Origin of the sequence: Actinomycetospora sp. TBRC 11914 (assembly GCF_012933465.1) — a bacterium.
GTDB lineage: Bacteria > Actinomycetota > Actinomycetes > Mycobacteriales > Pseudonocardiaceae > Actinomycetospora.
In genome coordinates this window covers 59,832-73,878 of the sequence record NZ_JABBND010000018.1, presented here as the reverse complement: position 1 = coordinate 73,878, position 14,047 = coordinate 59,832, and the positions used below count along the sequence as shown (strand labels likewise).

The window sequence follows — 14,047 nt, the reverse complement described above, 5'->3', positions numbered from 1 at the left end:
CTCAGCCCTCCCAGGCCAGTCGCGGCGGGGCCTCGCCGCCCTTCGGGCCGGGGACCCCGCGGAAGCCGTAGGGACCCGGCTCGCGCCCGGGCTGGACGTACCAGCACTCCCCGGGCGCGCCGTCGGCGAGCATCCGTTCCACCCCGTCGGCCACGTCCTCGGCGGTCAGCAGCGGGAACCCGGCGAACTGCTCGCGCAGGTGGGCGATCAGCGCGGTGTCGGCGAAGCCGGGGCACAGCGCCATCACCCGGATGTCCTCGGTGGCGAGCGTCGCCGCCGCCGAGCGGACGTAGCCGACGACGGCGTGCTTGGTGAGGGTGTAGATCGCGTCGCCGGGCAGCGGCACGAGCCCGGCCAGCGACGACGTCGCGATGACCGTCCCGCCGCCGGCGCGGCGCAGCGCGGGCACGGCCGCCGTCAGGCCGAACACGACGTGGTCGACGTTGACCCCGACGACGCGGCGGTAGGCCGCGACGTCGAGGTCGGTGATCCCGGACTGCCCGCCGACCGACCCGGCGTTGAGGTGCACGACGTCGAGGCGCCCGCCCCAGGTCTCGGCCTCGGCGACGGCGGCGCCCATCGCGGTGTCGGACGTGACGTCGCAGGCGACGGCCAGGCCCCGCAGCTCGTCGGCGACCCGCGTGGCCGCGGCCGCGTCCCGGTCGACGACGGCCACCTTGGCACCGGCCCCCGCCAGCCGGCGGGCCACGGCCTCCCCGATGCCCGAGGCACCGCCGGTCACCAGGGCGACGGTGTTCTCCGTGATCAGCACGTCCGGAAGATCCTCTCGAGCACGCGGGTGCCGAAGTGCAGCGCGTCCACCGGCACCCGCTCGTCGGTGCCGTGGAAGAGCGCCGTGAAGTCGAGGTCCGGGGGCAGGCGCAGCGGCGCGAACCCGAAGCAGCGCATCCCGAGCTTCTCGAACGCCTTGGCGTCGGTGCCGCCGGACATCATGTAGGGCAGCGTGTGGGAGCCCGGGTCCTCGGCCTGGACCGCCGCCGTCATCGTGTCGACCAGGTCGCCGGAGAAGTCCGTCTCCACCGCGGGCAGGTTGCGGATCCACTCCCGCTCGACGTCGGGACCGAGGATCTCGTCGAGCTCGCGCTCGAACGCCTCCTGGCGCCCGGGCAGCACCCGGCAGTCGACGGTGGCCTCCGCGACCGCGGGGATGACGTTGGCCTTGTAGCCCGCGGTGAGCATCGTCGGGTTGGCGGTGTCGCGGGTGGTCGCCCCCACGACGCGGGCCACCCCACCCAGCTTCTGGACCGCGCCGTCGAGCGCCGCCGCCGAGTCGGTCGGGAACTCGATCCCGGTGAGCTCGGTGATCTCGGAGAAGAACCCCTGGACCGACTCGGTCAGCACCAGCGGGAACCGGTGGCGCCCCAGGCGGGCGACCGCCTCGGAGAGGACGGTCACGGCGTTCTCGTCGTGGACCATCGAGCCGTGCCCGGGGCGGGAGCGCACCCGCAGCTTCATCCAGGCGATCGACTTCTCCGCGGTCATCACCGGGTAGACGCGGACGTCCTCGCCGAGGGTGACCGAGAACCCGCCGACCTCGCCCAGCGCCTCGGTGCAGCCCGCGAAGAGGTCCGGGCGGTGCTCGGCGAGCCAGTGCGAGCCGTAGGCGCCGCCGGCCTCCTCGTCGGCGAGGAATGCGAACACGAGGTCGCGCGGCGGGACGGTGCCCTCCCGGCGGAACTGGCGCGCGAGCGCCAGGATCATCGCGTCCATGTCCTTCATGTCGACCGCGCCGCGGCCCCACACGTAGCCGTCCTGCACCGCGCCCGAGAGCGGGTGCACCGACCAGTCCTCGGCGGTGAACGGCACGACGTCGAGGTGGCCGTGGACGAGCAGCGGCGGGCGGCTCGGGTCGGCGCCCGCGAGCCGCGCGAAGACGTTCTGCCGGCCCGGCGCCCCGGACTCGACGACCTCGGTCTCGTAGCCCGCCTCGCGGAGCTTGGCGTCGACGTACGCGGCGGCCTCGGCCTCCCCCGTGGTGGTCTCGAGCTCGCCGGTGTTGCTGCTGTCGATCTGGATCAGCTCGCTCGTGAGCTGCACGACCTCGTCCTCGGCGGCACCCATGCGGCGCATCCTGCCACCCGGGCCCGGACCCGCACCCCGTGTGATCGTCGGTGGACGGGTCGCGTAAGCTGTGTCCCCGCAGGTCCGAGTGGCGGAATGGCAGACGCGCTAGCTTGAGGTGCTAGTCCCCGAGTAGGGGGTGGGGGTTCAAGTCCCCCCTCGGACACACTCCATCGACGCAGGGCCGTTCGACGCGCGGTGGGTCCGCGCAGGGGTCAGCCGTCCGATGTCGCGGTACGAAGCTGCCGGTACTGCTCGGCCAGCCAGACCAGAGCAGGTCCGTTCGGGTCCACGCCGGGAATGAGATCCAGCGTCTCGTACGCCTCGGCCACGCATCGCGCGATCAGGTCGCGCTCCTTCGTCGGGACGTCGGGCTGAGCAGTCATCGTGATGCCTTCCTGGTCGGCGGGATCAGCCGGGAGCGGTGGCGACCCCGCAGGCCGCGTGCCGCGGGACGAGCCCGGCGGGGATGGGCCGTGCCGCCCTCCTCCGGCTCCACCCTGACAAGCCCGCCGCCGGCCCGGATCGGCCCGCGGGGCGGGACGTGCCGCATCGGCCTCGGCCCGTCGGGGTGGACCGGGCGCTGCGCGGACGGTGCGGTCGATCCGTCACCGCTCCCCGCCGACGTCGGAGTCGACGCTCTCCACGCGGGCGCGCAACCGACCCTCCGGCGCCGCCCACTCGATCTCGTCGCCGACGCCCGCGCCGAGGAGCGCGCGCCCGAGTGGGCTCTCGGGCGTGACGGTGGGGAAGTCGTCGTCCGGGACGCGGGTGACCTTGAGGCGCTCGGATCGCCCGTCCGGGTAGCGGAGCGCCACCACGCTGCCGACGCAGACCCGGCCCGGCAGGCCGTTGCCTGCCCGAGCCGCGGCATCGAGCAGGTACGTGATGTCGCGGATCCTGCCGTCGACCCAGGTCAGCTCGTCCCGGCGCTGGGTCGCCTCGGACTGCTCACCCATGTCGTGCGGATGGTCGTCGGCGGCGAAGGTCGCCTCCAGCTCCGCCCGGCGGGCCCGGAGGAGGTCCAGCTCGTCCAGGAGCGCGTGCCGCTCGTCGTGGCTGGTCATGTGCAGCCCGTTCTCTCCACGGCCCTCACCCCGCGCGCCCTCCGTCGTCGAGGTGATCAGGAGACACCGTCCCCACGGGTCGGTCAGGCTCGACGAGGGGGCGGAGTCGATCCCACAGGTTCCGGACCGCGGGCCCGAGATCTGCCGCATGCCGATCGAGCTCGGCCGCCCGAGGCGCGATGTCCGACAGCAGGGCCAGTGCCCGGAGCGCCAGGTTCCCGGCGTCCGCGAGTCGGTCCCGCCCGAGCAGTTCCTGGATCTCCTCACCGAGGCTCGACAACGTGTACGACGCGGTGTCCGGCACGAGGTGCCCCGCGAGCCCGTGCGGGAACGGGTCGCGGGCTCGTAGCTCGCCGAGCGCCTCGAGGACGCCGGCCGCGGCCGAGTAGCGGTCCAGGACATCGATCACCCGGAACAGCCGTGCGGTGAGACGTGGCCGTCCGGGAAAGCCGTCCAGCCACGGCAGCAGCGCCTCGTCCCCACCGACGCACTCGGCCACGCGGACCAGGCTCGCCGCGAGCGGGATCGGCAGTTCGCGGCCGAAGGGCAGCACGCGGGAGACCTGGTCGGCCAGGCGCGCGACCTCCTCGACGTCGAGCGTGCCCGCGCAGAATGCCGCCACCAGGTCCGGATCGAGATCGAAGGCGGTACCCGGGACCTCATCCATGCTCCGCCGCCCGCCTGCGCAGGAGCAGCACGAGGAACACCACGCCCGTCACGGCGATCACGAGGAGGCCCGTCCAGCTGAGGATCGTGAAGAACTGCACCTGAATCGCCGTCGGCTCCGGGAGGTAGCCCTCGTCGAGGAGCCGGTAGCGCCACGTCTGGCCCGTGAGCAGGTACGTCACCGTCACGGCGATGCTGTCCATGGAGTCCCACAGCCCGTGCAGGATCGACACGCCGAGGTAGGCGCCGACGAGTCGACCGGTCACCCGGAATCCGCTGCGGCCTGCCGTGGAGAACAGCACGGCGCCGAGGATGGCCGTCCACACGCCGTGGCCGAAGGGGCTGAGCAGCCCCCGCAGCAGCTCCGTCTCGACCAGGTCGGTCAAGGACAGTCCGTGCACGGTGAGCGAAGCCACCAGCGCGTATCCCGCGGACTCGAAGGCTGCGAAGCCGAGACCGACCGTGGCACCGAGGATGGCGCCGTCCTGGGCGGACCGGACGCTCAGGTGCCGGGTGCAGTAGGCCAGCGCACCGAGCTTGGCCGCCTCCTCGAGGAGGCCGACCCCGAAGAACATCCAGGGCGAGGGCTGGAGCAGGTAGCTCTCGGCGACCGACGCGGCGAGCACGCCGAGGACGCCGCCGACGACGAACGTCCTGAACAGCAGCTCCGTCGTGACCTGATCCGAACGCCGGCGTTCGAAGGCCCACGCGACGAAGGTGACCGGGACCAGGAAGCTGCCCAACATGACGAGCGTGGGCACGAGGAGCGGGTTCGCCGTGATCGCGGTGACGAACGCCGCGAGGACCCAGAGCAGCAGACCCGATCCGAGGATCCTCCTCCACGTTCCGTGTCGTCGTCTGGTGGCCTGCGCCGTCGTCATGGTGTCCACGCTCGCCCGCCGGCACCTCTGTCGGCTTCGGCTCCGCAGCGTGAATCGACCCGCCACCGCTCGGTCTCCCAGGGCACGGTGATGAGGTGTCGACCCGGTCGGGCGGTCCAGGCGCCCCGGTTCCGGCCGACGTGTCCTCGCGGCTCGATCAGGCTCCGCCGTCGCCCTTCGCGTCGGTCTCCCCGTCTGTCCCAGCGTTCGTCTCCGGCAGCCGCCAGCCGCGCCGGCCGGGGAGGCGCACGGCCTCGCTGGGCCCCCAGGAATGCCGGGGATAGGGGATCGTCTCCGGCGGATGGCGGAGCAGCGGGTCGAACAGCCGCCAGAGCAGCTCCGTCGCCTCCGTCTGCAGGAACAGGGTGGTGTCGCCCCGGAGGACGTCGAGCAGCAGCCGCTCGTAGGCCTCGAGCGGCTCGGCCTCGGGGAAGGACTCCAACAGGTCGAGTCGCATCCGGGCGCGGGCCAGCCGGAAGTCGGGGCCGGGGACCTTGGACCGGACGTCGGCGAAGATCCGCGGGTCCTCGCTCAGCTCGATCACCAGCTCGTTGCAGGTGTCGTCGACGTCGCCGGGGAAGACCTTGAGCGGCGGCTCGCGGAAGCCGATCGTGATGGTGCGTCTGCCTTCGGCGAGCGCCTTGCCGGTCCGCAGGTAGAAGGGCACACCGATCCACGTCCAGTCGTCGACGTAGACCTCCATCGCGACGAACGTCTCCACCTCCGACCCCCGGTCCACACCAGGCTCCTCGCGGTAGCCCTCGTACTGCCCGAACACCACGCGGTCCGGATCCACGGGGCGGACAGCGCGGAAGACCTTCGTCATCTCGTGGTTGAGGGAGTCGCCGTCCATGCGCGACGGGGGCTCGATGGCCACGAGCCCGAGCAGCTGGAACAGGTGCGTCGAGATCATGTCGCGGAGCGTCCCCGTCGACTCCATGAACTCCGACCGTCCCTGGATGTCGATCTCCTCCGGCACGTCGATCTGCACGTAGCACACGTGCCGGTGGTTCCAGACCGGTTCGAAGAGTCCGTTGGCGAAGCGGAAGGCCAGGATGTTCTGCACCGCCTCCTTGCCCAGGAAGTGGTCGATCCGGTAGATGTGCCGCTCGTCGACGACCGAGTGCAGGACGGCGTTCAACCGCCGGGCCGAGGCCAGGTCGCGTCCGAACGGCTTCTCCAGAACGATCTTCGACGGTCGGCCCACCGTGAAGGACCCGAGCATGCGAACGACGGATTCAGTCGCGGCAGGCGGTACTGCGAGGTAGTAGCAGCGCTGGACGTTCGAGCCGAGTGCAGCGGCGGCGGAGGCAACGGCCTCCTCGAGCGCCGCGCCCCGGTCCTCGGACACGGGCACGAACGTGATCCGCTGTTCGAAGCCGACCCACGTCTGCGGGTCGACCGGGCCGTGGCGCCGCTCGACCGCCACGCGCACCGTTCCGAGGAACTCACCCGTGGTGTCCGGCGCGGTGCGCCCCGAGCACACCATGCGGAAGCCTCGCGGGAGCAGGTCGAGCTGGTGGAGGCGATAGAGCGCGGGGAAGAGCTTGCGCCGCGCCAGGTCGCCCGTCGCCCCGAGGACGACCAGGACGTGCGGGCCGGGCGCACACGGATCGACCACAGGAGTCATGCGCCCCTCCCACTGACGTCCGGGACTCCACTCTCGGCCGTGTCGCCCGCGTCGATCCCCGGTCCGGGGGGCTGAAATCGACGGATCGGACTCGGCCCGACGGCGCAGCCCCCGGTCAGAGCGTTTCCAGCCTGCGCGGCCGGACCGGCGGCGGGAACGCCTGGTCGAGCAGGGAGAGGTCGTCGCCGCCGAGACCGATCCCCCGCGCCTCGGCGTTGACCCGGACGTGGTCGGGTTCTCCGGTGCGCGGGATGGCGCTGACACCGTCGTGGGCCAGTACCCATGCCAGTGCGATCTGGGCGGCCGTGGCGGAGTGCCGCTGCGCGACCTCGATGAGCGCCGGGTGGCGCAGCAGACGGCCCTGCTCGATCGGCGAGTACGCCATCGCGGGGATGCGGCGGGCGGAGAGCCACGGCAGCAGGGCGTACTCCGGTCCGCGACGGACGAGGTTGTAGAGGATCTGGTCGGTCTGCACCTGGTCCCCGCCCGGCAGGGCGGTCAGCTCGATCAGGTCGTCGACGTCGAGGTTGCTCACCCCCCAGTGGCGGATCAGCCCTGCGGCCTGCAGGTCGGCGAAGCCCGCGACGGTCTCGGCCAGCGGGACCCGGCCGCGCCAGTGCAGCAGGTAGAGGTCGATGTGGTCGACGGCCAGCCGCGCGAGGCTGGCCTGGCAGGCCCGGACGGTGCCGCTGCGCGTCGCGTGGTGCGGAAGCACCTTGTCGACGAGGAACACCTCGTCACGACGGCCCGCGATCGCCTCGCCCACCAGCACTTCGGCCGCCCCGTCGGCGTACATCTCGGCGGTGTCGACCAGGGTCAGCTCGAGGTCGAGCCCGAGTCGGAGCGCGGCGATCTCGTCGGAGCGGCGAGCGGGCTTCTCGGCGAGGTGCCATGTGCCCTGACCCAGTGCGGGGACGGCCTCGCCGGACGGGAGGGTCACGCGGCACGACGTGCTGGCCATGGGAACCTCGGAGATCGGGACGGGAACGTCTGCCGCTCGATCCTCCGCGGCGTGCCCGCCCCCGGCACGGACCCCGGCACGCGAAGCGGCACCGCAAGGCTGGGCCCCGGAGGACGGTGCGGCAGCCCTGCGATCCCTCGCGGGGTCACAGCACCGCGGCGGCGCCCTCCGGGCCTCCCGGGATCGGTCGCCCGAGCACCCGCGCGAACGCCCGCTGGTACGCATCGGTCATCGCCGAGACGGTGTAGTGCTCCTGCGCCCACCGCCGCCCCTGTTCACCGAGCGCCGCGGTGCGGTCGCGGTCGGCGAGCACGCCCTCGAGCGCGGCCGTCCACGCCTCCCGGGTGACCGGGTCGACGACGACGCCGGCCCGGCCGTGGTCGAGCATCTCGGCGACGCTGCCGCTCGCCGACGCCATCACCGGCATGCCGCGCAGCATCGCCTCCACGATCGCCAGCGGGAAGGCCTCGAAGCCGCTGGGCAGGCACAGCACGTCGAACTCCGCGAACGCGTGGTCCGGCCCCGGCGACGGGCCGCGCCAGCGCACCCGGTCGCGCAGGTGCTCGGGGGTCTCCGCGGTGAGCCGTTCCCGGTCGGGGCCCTCCCCGAAGATGTCGAGCGTCCACTCCCGCCGCCGCCCGGCGCCCAGCGCGTCGAGCGCGTGGATCAGCAGCATCGGGTTCTTGTACTCCTTGATCCGCGACAGCATCCCGAATCGCAGCGGGCCCGCAGGATCGGCGCGGAACGGCAGCGCCGGGGCGGCGGGGAGGCCGTTCGGCGCGACCATCACCGTGTCGTGCAGGCGCTGGTGGCGGGTCAGGTCGCGGTGGTGCTGCGCGGAGAGCACGAGCATCGCGTCCGCGGAGCGCAGCGCCCGGGCCTGGAGGTCGGAGAACGTCGGCCGGTCGGGCTCCGCCGGGTCGTGCAGCGCCGGCAGCCACCACCGCCGCCCCCCGGCGACGCGGGCCTGGGCCCGCCACCCAAGCGCGAACGCGATCTCGGTGCGGGTGCCGCCGGCGATCACGATCGCGTCGTCGGTCCCGACGTCGACCACCGGCTGCCAGAACGGCTGGAACACCAGGCGCACCCGCGGATCGAGCTCGCCGAGGAGGATCCCGAGGTGCTGCATGCACACGACGACGACGGGGTGCCCGCGGGCGACCAGCTCGTTGGCGAGCTGGACGCGCTGGCGCTCGGCGCCGCCGAGCGCGACACCGTTCGTGGCGACGACGATCGTCGGGCGGCCCTCGGCGCGGCGGGCCTCCACGGCCCGGCGCTCACGGCGCCGTCCCCGCCGGGCGGCCTGGAGCCGGTCGAGGGTCAGCGCGCCGGCCGAGAACACCCGGCCCCGCCCGAAGTTGCCCCCGGGCCCGTGGTCGGCGCCGGTGCCCAGCACGAGCGCCTGGGACGCGCGGCGCAGGTCCTCGCGCCTCCCCTCCCAGGGGTCGTCCACCGTGGGCGCGGTGACGGTGCGCCGGACCTGCGGCCCGTCGTCGTCGACGAGGCGCAGCGACCACCCGGCCGCCCGGGCCTCGCGCTGCCACGCCGCGTCCTCGCCCCCGGCGAAGAACCAGTCGTCGAGCTCGCCGACGGCCTCCCACGCGCGGCGGGCCAGCAGCAGGCAGCCCCCGGTCAGGTAGCCGTCGACCTCCCGGGGCGCGGCGGGGTAGAGGTCGCTCGGCGCGCGACCCCGCAGCGTCGCCTCGAGGCCCGCGACGGTGGTCAGGTCGCGCACCACGGTCTGGGCGCGGCGCGCGGCGTCCCAGGGCTCCCCGAGGTCCTCCGCCGTCGGGGCGACGACCGCGACGCCGGGCTCGGCGAGCACCTCCCGGGCGCGGGTCAGCGGGCCGAGCAGCTCGGCGTCGGGGTGGAGCAGCAGGAGGTCGCGGCCGGGGACCTGCGCCACGAGCCGGTTCACCGCGATCGCGTACCCGACGTTGGACTCGGAGAGCGTCCACTGCACGCCCGGCCGGCGGGCGGCGAGCTCGGCCACCGCCGGCGACTGCGGGGACCGGTTGTCCCAGACCAGGACGGGTGCCTCGGGCAGCCATTTCTCGACGCTCGCCAGGGCCCGGTCGAGGGCATCCACCCGACGGTGCGAGACGATCAGTACCGCCGGCTCACGGGGGCCCGTGGACACGCTTCGCGGCTCCTCGGTTCGACGACCATGCCGGGAGCATCGTGGCACGGTCGGATGTCGCCCCGTGTCCCGGTGGGGCCGGCGCCGTTGGTGATGGGGAGTGCGCCACCGGCCCGGGAACGACCCCGTCGCATCGGGACAACCTCGGACGGGGGCCACACGTCACGTTGTTAGAGTTCGGGTTGGTCAAAAGGAGTAGGCGTGTCAACAGCGGGAGCAGAGGGTTCCCCCGCACACCGTCTCCACCTTGCACCCCTGGATCGATTCATCCGAGCGGGTGCCCTTGCCGTCGGCGGTGCCGCCGACCGTGATCGGGCCCGCCACGCACTCGGACCGACCTGTGTGATCGGAGACTGATGAGGGCAGACACCGTCGAGCCGCCGGCCCGCTCGGGGGCACCGGCGCCCGCCACGTTCGTCCCGGTGCCCACGCGCATCGCCGCCCACGGCGCGAGCGCCGCCGACCGCGTCGCGGTCGCGGGCCCGGACGTGACGTTGACCTACGGGGAGCTCGACGACCGGGCGGACCGGCTCGCGGCGGCCCTGCAGGCCGCCGGCGCCGGCCCCGGGTCGTGCGTGGCCGTCATGCTCCCGCGGTCGGCCCGCTACGTCCTCGCGGCCGCCGCGGTGATGAAGGCCGGCGCGGCCTACCTGCCGCTCGACCCCGCCACCCCGCCCGACCGGGTCGAGTACATCCTCGGCGACTCCCGGACGGCGGTCGTGCTGACCGACGCGTCCCGGGCCGGCGCGGTCCCGCGGGGCCCCTGGACGGTGCTCGACCTCGACGAGCCGCGCAGCCTCACCCCGGCCCCGCAGACGCCGTCGGACCCGCGCACCGACGCCGACAGCCTCGCCTACGTCATCTACACCTCGGGGTCCACCGGCCGCCCGAAGGGCGTCGAGATCACCCACGGCAACCTCGCGTCGCTCGTCGACTGGCACAACGACGCGTTCGGCCTCACCGCCGCCGACCGCAGCTCGCAGGTCGCCGGGCTCGGGTTCGACGCGGCGGTCTGGGAGATCTGGCCGCCGCTGGCCGCCGGCGCCGCGCTGCACGTCGCCGACGACGCGACCCACCGCTCGCCGCAGCTGCTGCAGGACTGGCTGGTCGAGAAGCAGATCACGGTCGCGTTCGCGCCCACGCTGCTCGCCGAGCAGCTCATGGCGGCCGAGTGGCCGGCCGGCACCGCGCTGCGCACCCTGCTGACGGGCGCGGAGCGGCTGAACCGCCGGCCGCTGCCCGGGCTCCCGTTCACCCTGGTCAACAACTACGGCCCGACCGAGTGCACCGTCGTCGCCACCTCCGGTGAGGTGGCCCCGGAGGGCGACCACCCCGGCCCGCCCTCGATCGGCCGGCCACTGCCGGGCACCGTGGCCCTGGTGCTCGACGAGGCCCTGCGCCCGGTCCGTGAGGGCGAGCCGGGCGAGCTCGTGCTCGCCGGCCCGCACGTCGGCCGCGGCTACCGGGGGGACCCGAAGCGCACCTCCGAGCGGTTCGTCGCCGTGCGCACCGAGGACGACGTCCCGGTGCGCGCCTACCGCACCGGCGACCGCGTGCGCCGCCTCGACGACGGCCGGCTGCTCTTCCTCGGCCGCCTCGACGACCAGGTCAAGGTCCGCGGCTACCGCATCGAGCCGGCCGAGATCACCAGCTGGCTCACCCAGGCCCCGGGCGTCGGCGCCGGCACCGTCACCGTCGTCGGCGACGAGTCCGGGGAGGGCGAGCGCGAGCTGGTCGCCTACGTCGTCCCGTCGGGCAACGAGGCCCCGGCCGCGGCGGACGTGCGGGCCTTCCTGGCCGCGCAGCTGCCCGAGTACATGGTCCCGGCCCACGTCGTCACCCTCGACGCGCTGCCCACGACCCCCAACGGCAAGCTCGACCGGGCCGCCCTCCCCCGGCCCGTCGTCGCCGAGGCGCCCGCGGCGTCCCCGGCGGGCGAGAGCACCGACGACGTCAAGGTCTGGCTCGGTGCGCTGATCGCCGAGCTGCTCAACCTCCCGCAGGTCGGCGAGGACGACAATATCTTCCTGCTCGGCGGCCACTCCATGCTGGCCATGCAGGTGGTCTCGAGGGTCCGGCAGCGCTACGGGGTCAAGATGACGCTGCGGCAGCTCTTCCGCGGCCCCACGGTCTCGGCGATCGCCGCCGAGGTCGCGCAGCAGCAGCAGGAGGCGAGCGCATGACCGAGCAGAGCACCGTCGACCCGGAGCTCGAGGAGGAGACGCGCAGCTACGCCGAGCTGCTCGACCCCGAGGTCCTGGCCGACCCGTACCCGCTGTACAAGAACCTGCGCACCACCGACCCGGTGCACTGGGACCCGTACCTGCACGCGTGGATCGTCACCGGCTACGACGACGTGACGACGGTGCTGAAGCGCTTCTCGGCGCGGCGCACCCCGCCCCCGGAGTACTTCGAGCTGCTCGGGGTCCCCGAGGTCGCGCCGGTCGCCGAGCTGATGGTCCGGATGATGCTGTTCATGGACGCGCCGGAGCACCCCCGGGTCCGCCGGCTGGCCAGCGCGGCGTTCACCCCCGGGCGGGTGGCGGTGCTCGACCAGCGCATCGCCGAGATCGGCGAGCAGCTGATCGACGCCGTCCTGGCCCGCGGCGACGGCCGCATGGACCTCATGGCGGACTTCGCCGACCCGCTGCCGGCCATGGTCACCACCGACCTGCTCGGCGTCCCGGTCGAGGACCACATGGACCTCAAGCGGTGGTCGACGACGTTCGCGGAGATGCTGGGCAACTTCCAGCACAACCCCGAGCGGCTCGGCGGCGTGCTCGAGGCCGTGCAGAACCTCGTCTCCTACTTCACCAAGGAGGTCGAGGCGCAGCGCGAGAAGCCGGTCGACGGGCTCGTCTCGGCCTACATCAACGCCGAGGTCGACGGCGACCGGTTCACCACCGAGGAGATCGTCGCCAACTGCATCGTCACCATGGTCGGCGGTCTGGAGACCACGACCAACCTGTTCGGCAACGGCCTGCTCGCGCTGCTGCGCGACCCGGAGGCCCTGGCCCGGCTGCGCGCCCACCCCGAGCTGATGGACTCCGCGGTCGAGGAGCTGCTGCGCTTCGAGAGCCCGAGCCAGCACACCGCCCGCCTCGCGCCCAAGGACCTGGAGCTCGGCGGGAAGCAGATCGGGCAGAAGCAGGCCGTGATCGCGGTGATGGGGTCGGCCAACCGCGACCCGCAGCGCTTCCACGACCCCGACCGGCTCGACATCGCCCGCCAGGACAACCGCCACGTCGCCTTCGCCTGGGGCGCGCACTTCTGCTTCGGCGCCCCCCTGGCCCGCCTCGAGGGCCGCATCGGCTTCGGGACCCTGCTGCGGCGTCTGCCCACCATCGAGCTCGTCGACGAGCCGCTGACCTGGCGCGAGAACCTCGGCCTGCGCGGCCTCACCGCACTCCCGCTGCAGGTGTCCGGCACGTGAGCGCGGAGTCCACCCCGACGGCGGCCGCGCCGGCGGCCTTCGTCGAGCCGCCCGAGCTGCGGCCGGCGACCTTCGACGACTTCCCGGCCATGCACCGCCTGGAGTCGCGGTTCCTGACGAACATCTTCACGCCCGACCAGCGGCGGGCGCTGTTCGAGGAGAACCCGCTCTGGCCCCGGCTGGCCGACCGCTGGACGGTGGGCTGGGTCCTCGAGGACGGCGACGGGTCGATCGTCGGCGCGGTCACCAACGTCCCGTCGCCCTACGTCCTGCACGGCGAGGAGAAGATCGCCGGCAACGGCCTGGCCTGGGCGGTCACCGAGGAGCACCGCGGCTACGCGGCGCTGCTCATGGACGAGTACTTCGAGCAGGACGAGGCCGACTTCGTCATCAGCTCCAACGTCGGGGTCGGCGCCACCACGATCTGGCAGGCCTACGGCACCCGGGTGCCGCGCGGGGACTGGGCCCGGGCCGCCTACGTGGTCACCAACCGCCGCTCGTTCACCCGCGAGGTGCTGGCGATGAAGGGCATCCCGCTGGCCGGGGCCCTCGCCGTGCCCGGTGCGGCGGGGCTCGCGGTGAAGGAGGGGTTCACCTCCCGGAAGCTCGCCCCGGCCCCGGAGGGCTTCGAGGTCGTCAAGGGTCGCGGGTTCGACGACCGGTTCGACGCGTTCTGGGAGGAGCTGCGCGCCCAGCAGCCCGACGTGCTCCTGGCCGTGCGGGACCGTGCCACCCTCGAGTGGCACTACGGCATCCCGCTGCGGGCCGGGCGGCTGTGGGTCTACACCGCCGAGCAGGGCGGGCGGATCCGAGCGTTCTGCGTGGTGCGGGAGTACACGCGCCCGTCGGGGATGCGCAGCATGAAGATCGTGGACTTCCAGAGCGTCGAGCCCTCGGTCGACCTGCTGCCCGGCCTCGCCCGCGCGGCGGCCGCCCGCTGCGCGGGGGCCCGCATCGGGATGCTCGAGCACAACGGCTGCGACATCCCGAAGATGGCCGGGTTCGACGAGGTGGCTCCCTACCGGATCACCAAGGCCGCCTGGTCCTTCTACTACCGGACCACCGACCCGGACCTCGCCGACACGTTGGCGCACCCGGACGTCTGGGACCCGTCCGAGTACGACGGTGACGCGAGCTTCATGTAGGACGGCGGGCGGCCTCGGCGTCGTCGCGGCCGCCGCCTTCGC

General features: G+C 73.5%; 12 protein-coding genes and 1 tRNA gene. 4 read left to right on the top strand and 9 right to left on the bottom strand.

The features are described 5' to 3' along the window. Position 1 precedes the first annotated feature (1 nt). A complete protein-coding gene (locus HH311_RS23870; protein ID WP_169186199.1) occupies positions 2 to 772 on the bottom strand; it encodes an SDR family oxidoreductase in 771 nt (256 codons plus the stop codon). Further along, positions 766 to 2,082 (bottom strand): M20/M25/M40 family metallo-hydrolase, encoded by a 1,317-nt coding sequence (locus HH311_RS23865; RefSeq protein WP_211190716.1) that lies wholly within the window; start codon positions 2,080 to 2,082, stop codon positions 766 to 768. The genes HH311_RS23870 and HH311_RS23865 overlap by 7 nt, the downstream gene beginning before the upstream one ends. An 82-nt stretch (positions 2,083 to 2,164) precedes the next feature. Between HH311_RS23865 and HH311_RS23860 the strand changes: the two genes are divergently transcribed. After that, positions 2,165 to 2,248, top strand: a tRNA-Leu gene (locus HH311_RS23860). Between the two features lie 49 nt (positions 2,249 to 2,297). Here HH311_RS23860 and HH311_RS23855 read toward each other — a convergent pair. The 7 genes from HH311_RS23855 to HH311_RS23825 all read right to left on the bottom strand — a co-directional run bounded on the left by HH311_RS23855 (position 2,298) and on the right by HH311_RS23825 (position 9,427). Then, a complete protein-coding gene (locus HH311_RS23855; protein ID WP_169186197.1) occupies positions 2,298 to 2,468 on the bottom strand; it encodes a hypothetical protein in 171 nt (56 codons plus the stop codon). A 222-nt stretch (positions 2,469 to 2,690) separates the two neighbouring features. Then, positions 2,691 to 3,149 (bottom strand): GreA/GreB family elongation factor, encoded by a 459-nt coding sequence (locus HH311_RS23850; RefSeq protein ID WP_169186196.1) that lies wholly within the window; start codon positions 3,147 to 3,149, stop codon positions 2,691 to 2,693. Positions 3,150 to 3,174: 25 nt separating this feature from the next. Further along, positions 3,175 to 3,816, bottom strand: coding sequence for a hypothetical protein (locus tag HH311_RS23845; protein WP_169186195.1), 642 nt, complete (start codon positions 3,814 to 3,816; stop codon positions 3,175 to 3,177). After that, the gene (locus HH311_RS23840; protein ID WP_169186194.1) at positions 3,809 to 4,696 is read right to left on the bottom strand and encodes a PrsW family intramembrane metalloprotease; all 888 of its coding nucleotides are present in this window, start codon (positions 4,694 to 4,696) and stop codon (positions 3,809 to 3,811) included. The genes HH311_RS23845 and HH311_RS23840 overlap by 8 nt, the downstream gene beginning before the upstream one ends. Before the next feature lie 157 nt (positions 4,697 to 4,853). Beyond that, positions 4,854 to 6,326, bottom strand: coding sequence for a glucose-6-phosphate dehydrogenase (gene zwf, locus HH311_RS23835; protein WP_169186193.1), 1,473 nt, complete (start codon positions 6,324 to 6,326; stop codon positions 4,854 to 4,856). 115 nt (positions 6,327 to 6,441) lie between these two features. Next, positions 6,442 to 7,287, bottom strand: a complete 846-nt coding sequence (locus HH311_RS23830; protein WP_169186192.1) for an aldo/keto reductase — start codon at positions 7,285 to 7,287, stop codon at positions 6,442 to 6,444. 145 nt (positions 7,288 to 7,432) lie between these two features. Next, positions 7,433 to 9,427, bottom strand: a complete 1,995-nt coding sequence (locus HH311_RS23825; protein ID WP_169186191.1) for a glycosyltransferase — start codon at positions 9,425 to 9,427, stop codon at positions 7,433 to 7,435. Positions 9,428 to 9,783: 356 nt separating this feature from the next. Between HH311_RS23825 and HH311_RS23820 the strand changes: the two genes are divergently transcribed. Genes HH311_RS23820 through HH311_RS23810 form a run of 3 tightly spaced genes read left to right on the top strand, consistent with a single transcriptional unit; the run spans position 9,784 to position 14,005 of the window. Further along, positions 9,784 to 11,610, top strand: coding sequence for a non-ribosomal peptide synthetase (locus HH311_RS23820; RefSeq protein WP_169186190.1), 1,827 nt, complete (start codon positions 9,784 to 9,786; stop codon positions 11,608 to 11,610). Then, the gene (locus HH311_RS23815; RefSeq protein WP_169186189.1) at positions 11,607 to 12,860 is read left to right on the top strand and encodes a cytochrome P450; all 1,254 of its coding nucleotides are present in this window, start codon (positions 11,607 to 11,609) and stop codon (positions 12,858 to 12,860) included. Before HH311_RS23820 ends, HH311_RS23815 begins: the two co-directional genes overlap by 4 nt. Continuing rightward, a complete protein-coding gene (locus tag HH311_RS23810) occupies positions 12,857 to 14,005 on the top strand; it encodes a hypothetical protein (RefSeq protein ID WP_169186188.1) in 1,149 nt (382 codons plus the stop codon). Before HH311_RS23815 ends, HH311_RS23810 begins: the two co-directional genes overlap by 4 nt. The last annotated feature ends 42 nt before the right edge of the window (positions 14,006 to 14,047 follow it).

What these genes read in the sequence shown, in the direction of transcription:
- HH311_RS23850 (WP_169186196.1), bottom strand. Translation starts at nt 3,149, where the DNA reads ATGACCAGCCACGACGAGCGGCACGCGCTCCTGGACGAGCTGGACCTC.
- HH311_RS23815 (WP_169186189.1), top strand. Translation starts at nt 11,607, where the DNA reads ATGACCGAGCAGAGCACCGTCGACCCGGAGCTCGAGGAGGAGACGCGC.
- zwf (WP_169186193.1), bottom strand. Translation starts at nt 6,326, where the DNA reads ATGACTCCTGTGGTCGATCCGTGTGCGCCCGGCCCGCACGTCCTGGTC.
- HH311_RS23840 (WP_169186194.1), bottom strand. Translation starts at nt 4,696, where the DNA reads ATGACGACGGCGCAGGCCACCAGACGACGACACGGAACGTGGAGGAGG.
- HH311_RS23865 (WP_211190716.1), bottom strand. Translation starts at nt 2,082, where the DNA reads ATGGGTGCCGCCGAGGACGAGGTCGTGCAGCTCACGAGCGAGCTGATC.
- HH311_RS23830 (WP_169186192.1), bottom strand. Translation starts at nt 7,287, where the DNA reads ATGGCCAGCACGTCGTGCCGCGTGACCCTCCCGTCCGGCGAGGCCGTC.
- HH311_RS23845 (WP_169186195.1), bottom strand. Translation starts at nt 3,816, where the DNA reads ATGGATGAGGTCCCGGGTACCGCCTTCGATCTCGATCCGGACCTGGTG.
- HH311_RS23820 (WP_169186190.1), top strand. Translation starts at nt 9,784, where the DNA reads ATGAGGGCAGACACCGTCGAGCCGCCGGCCCGCTCGGGGGCACCGGCG.
- HH311_RS23855 (WP_169186197.1), bottom strand. Translation starts at nt 2,468, where the DNA reads ATGACTGCTCAGCCCGACGTCCCGACGAAGGAGCGCGACCTGATCGCG.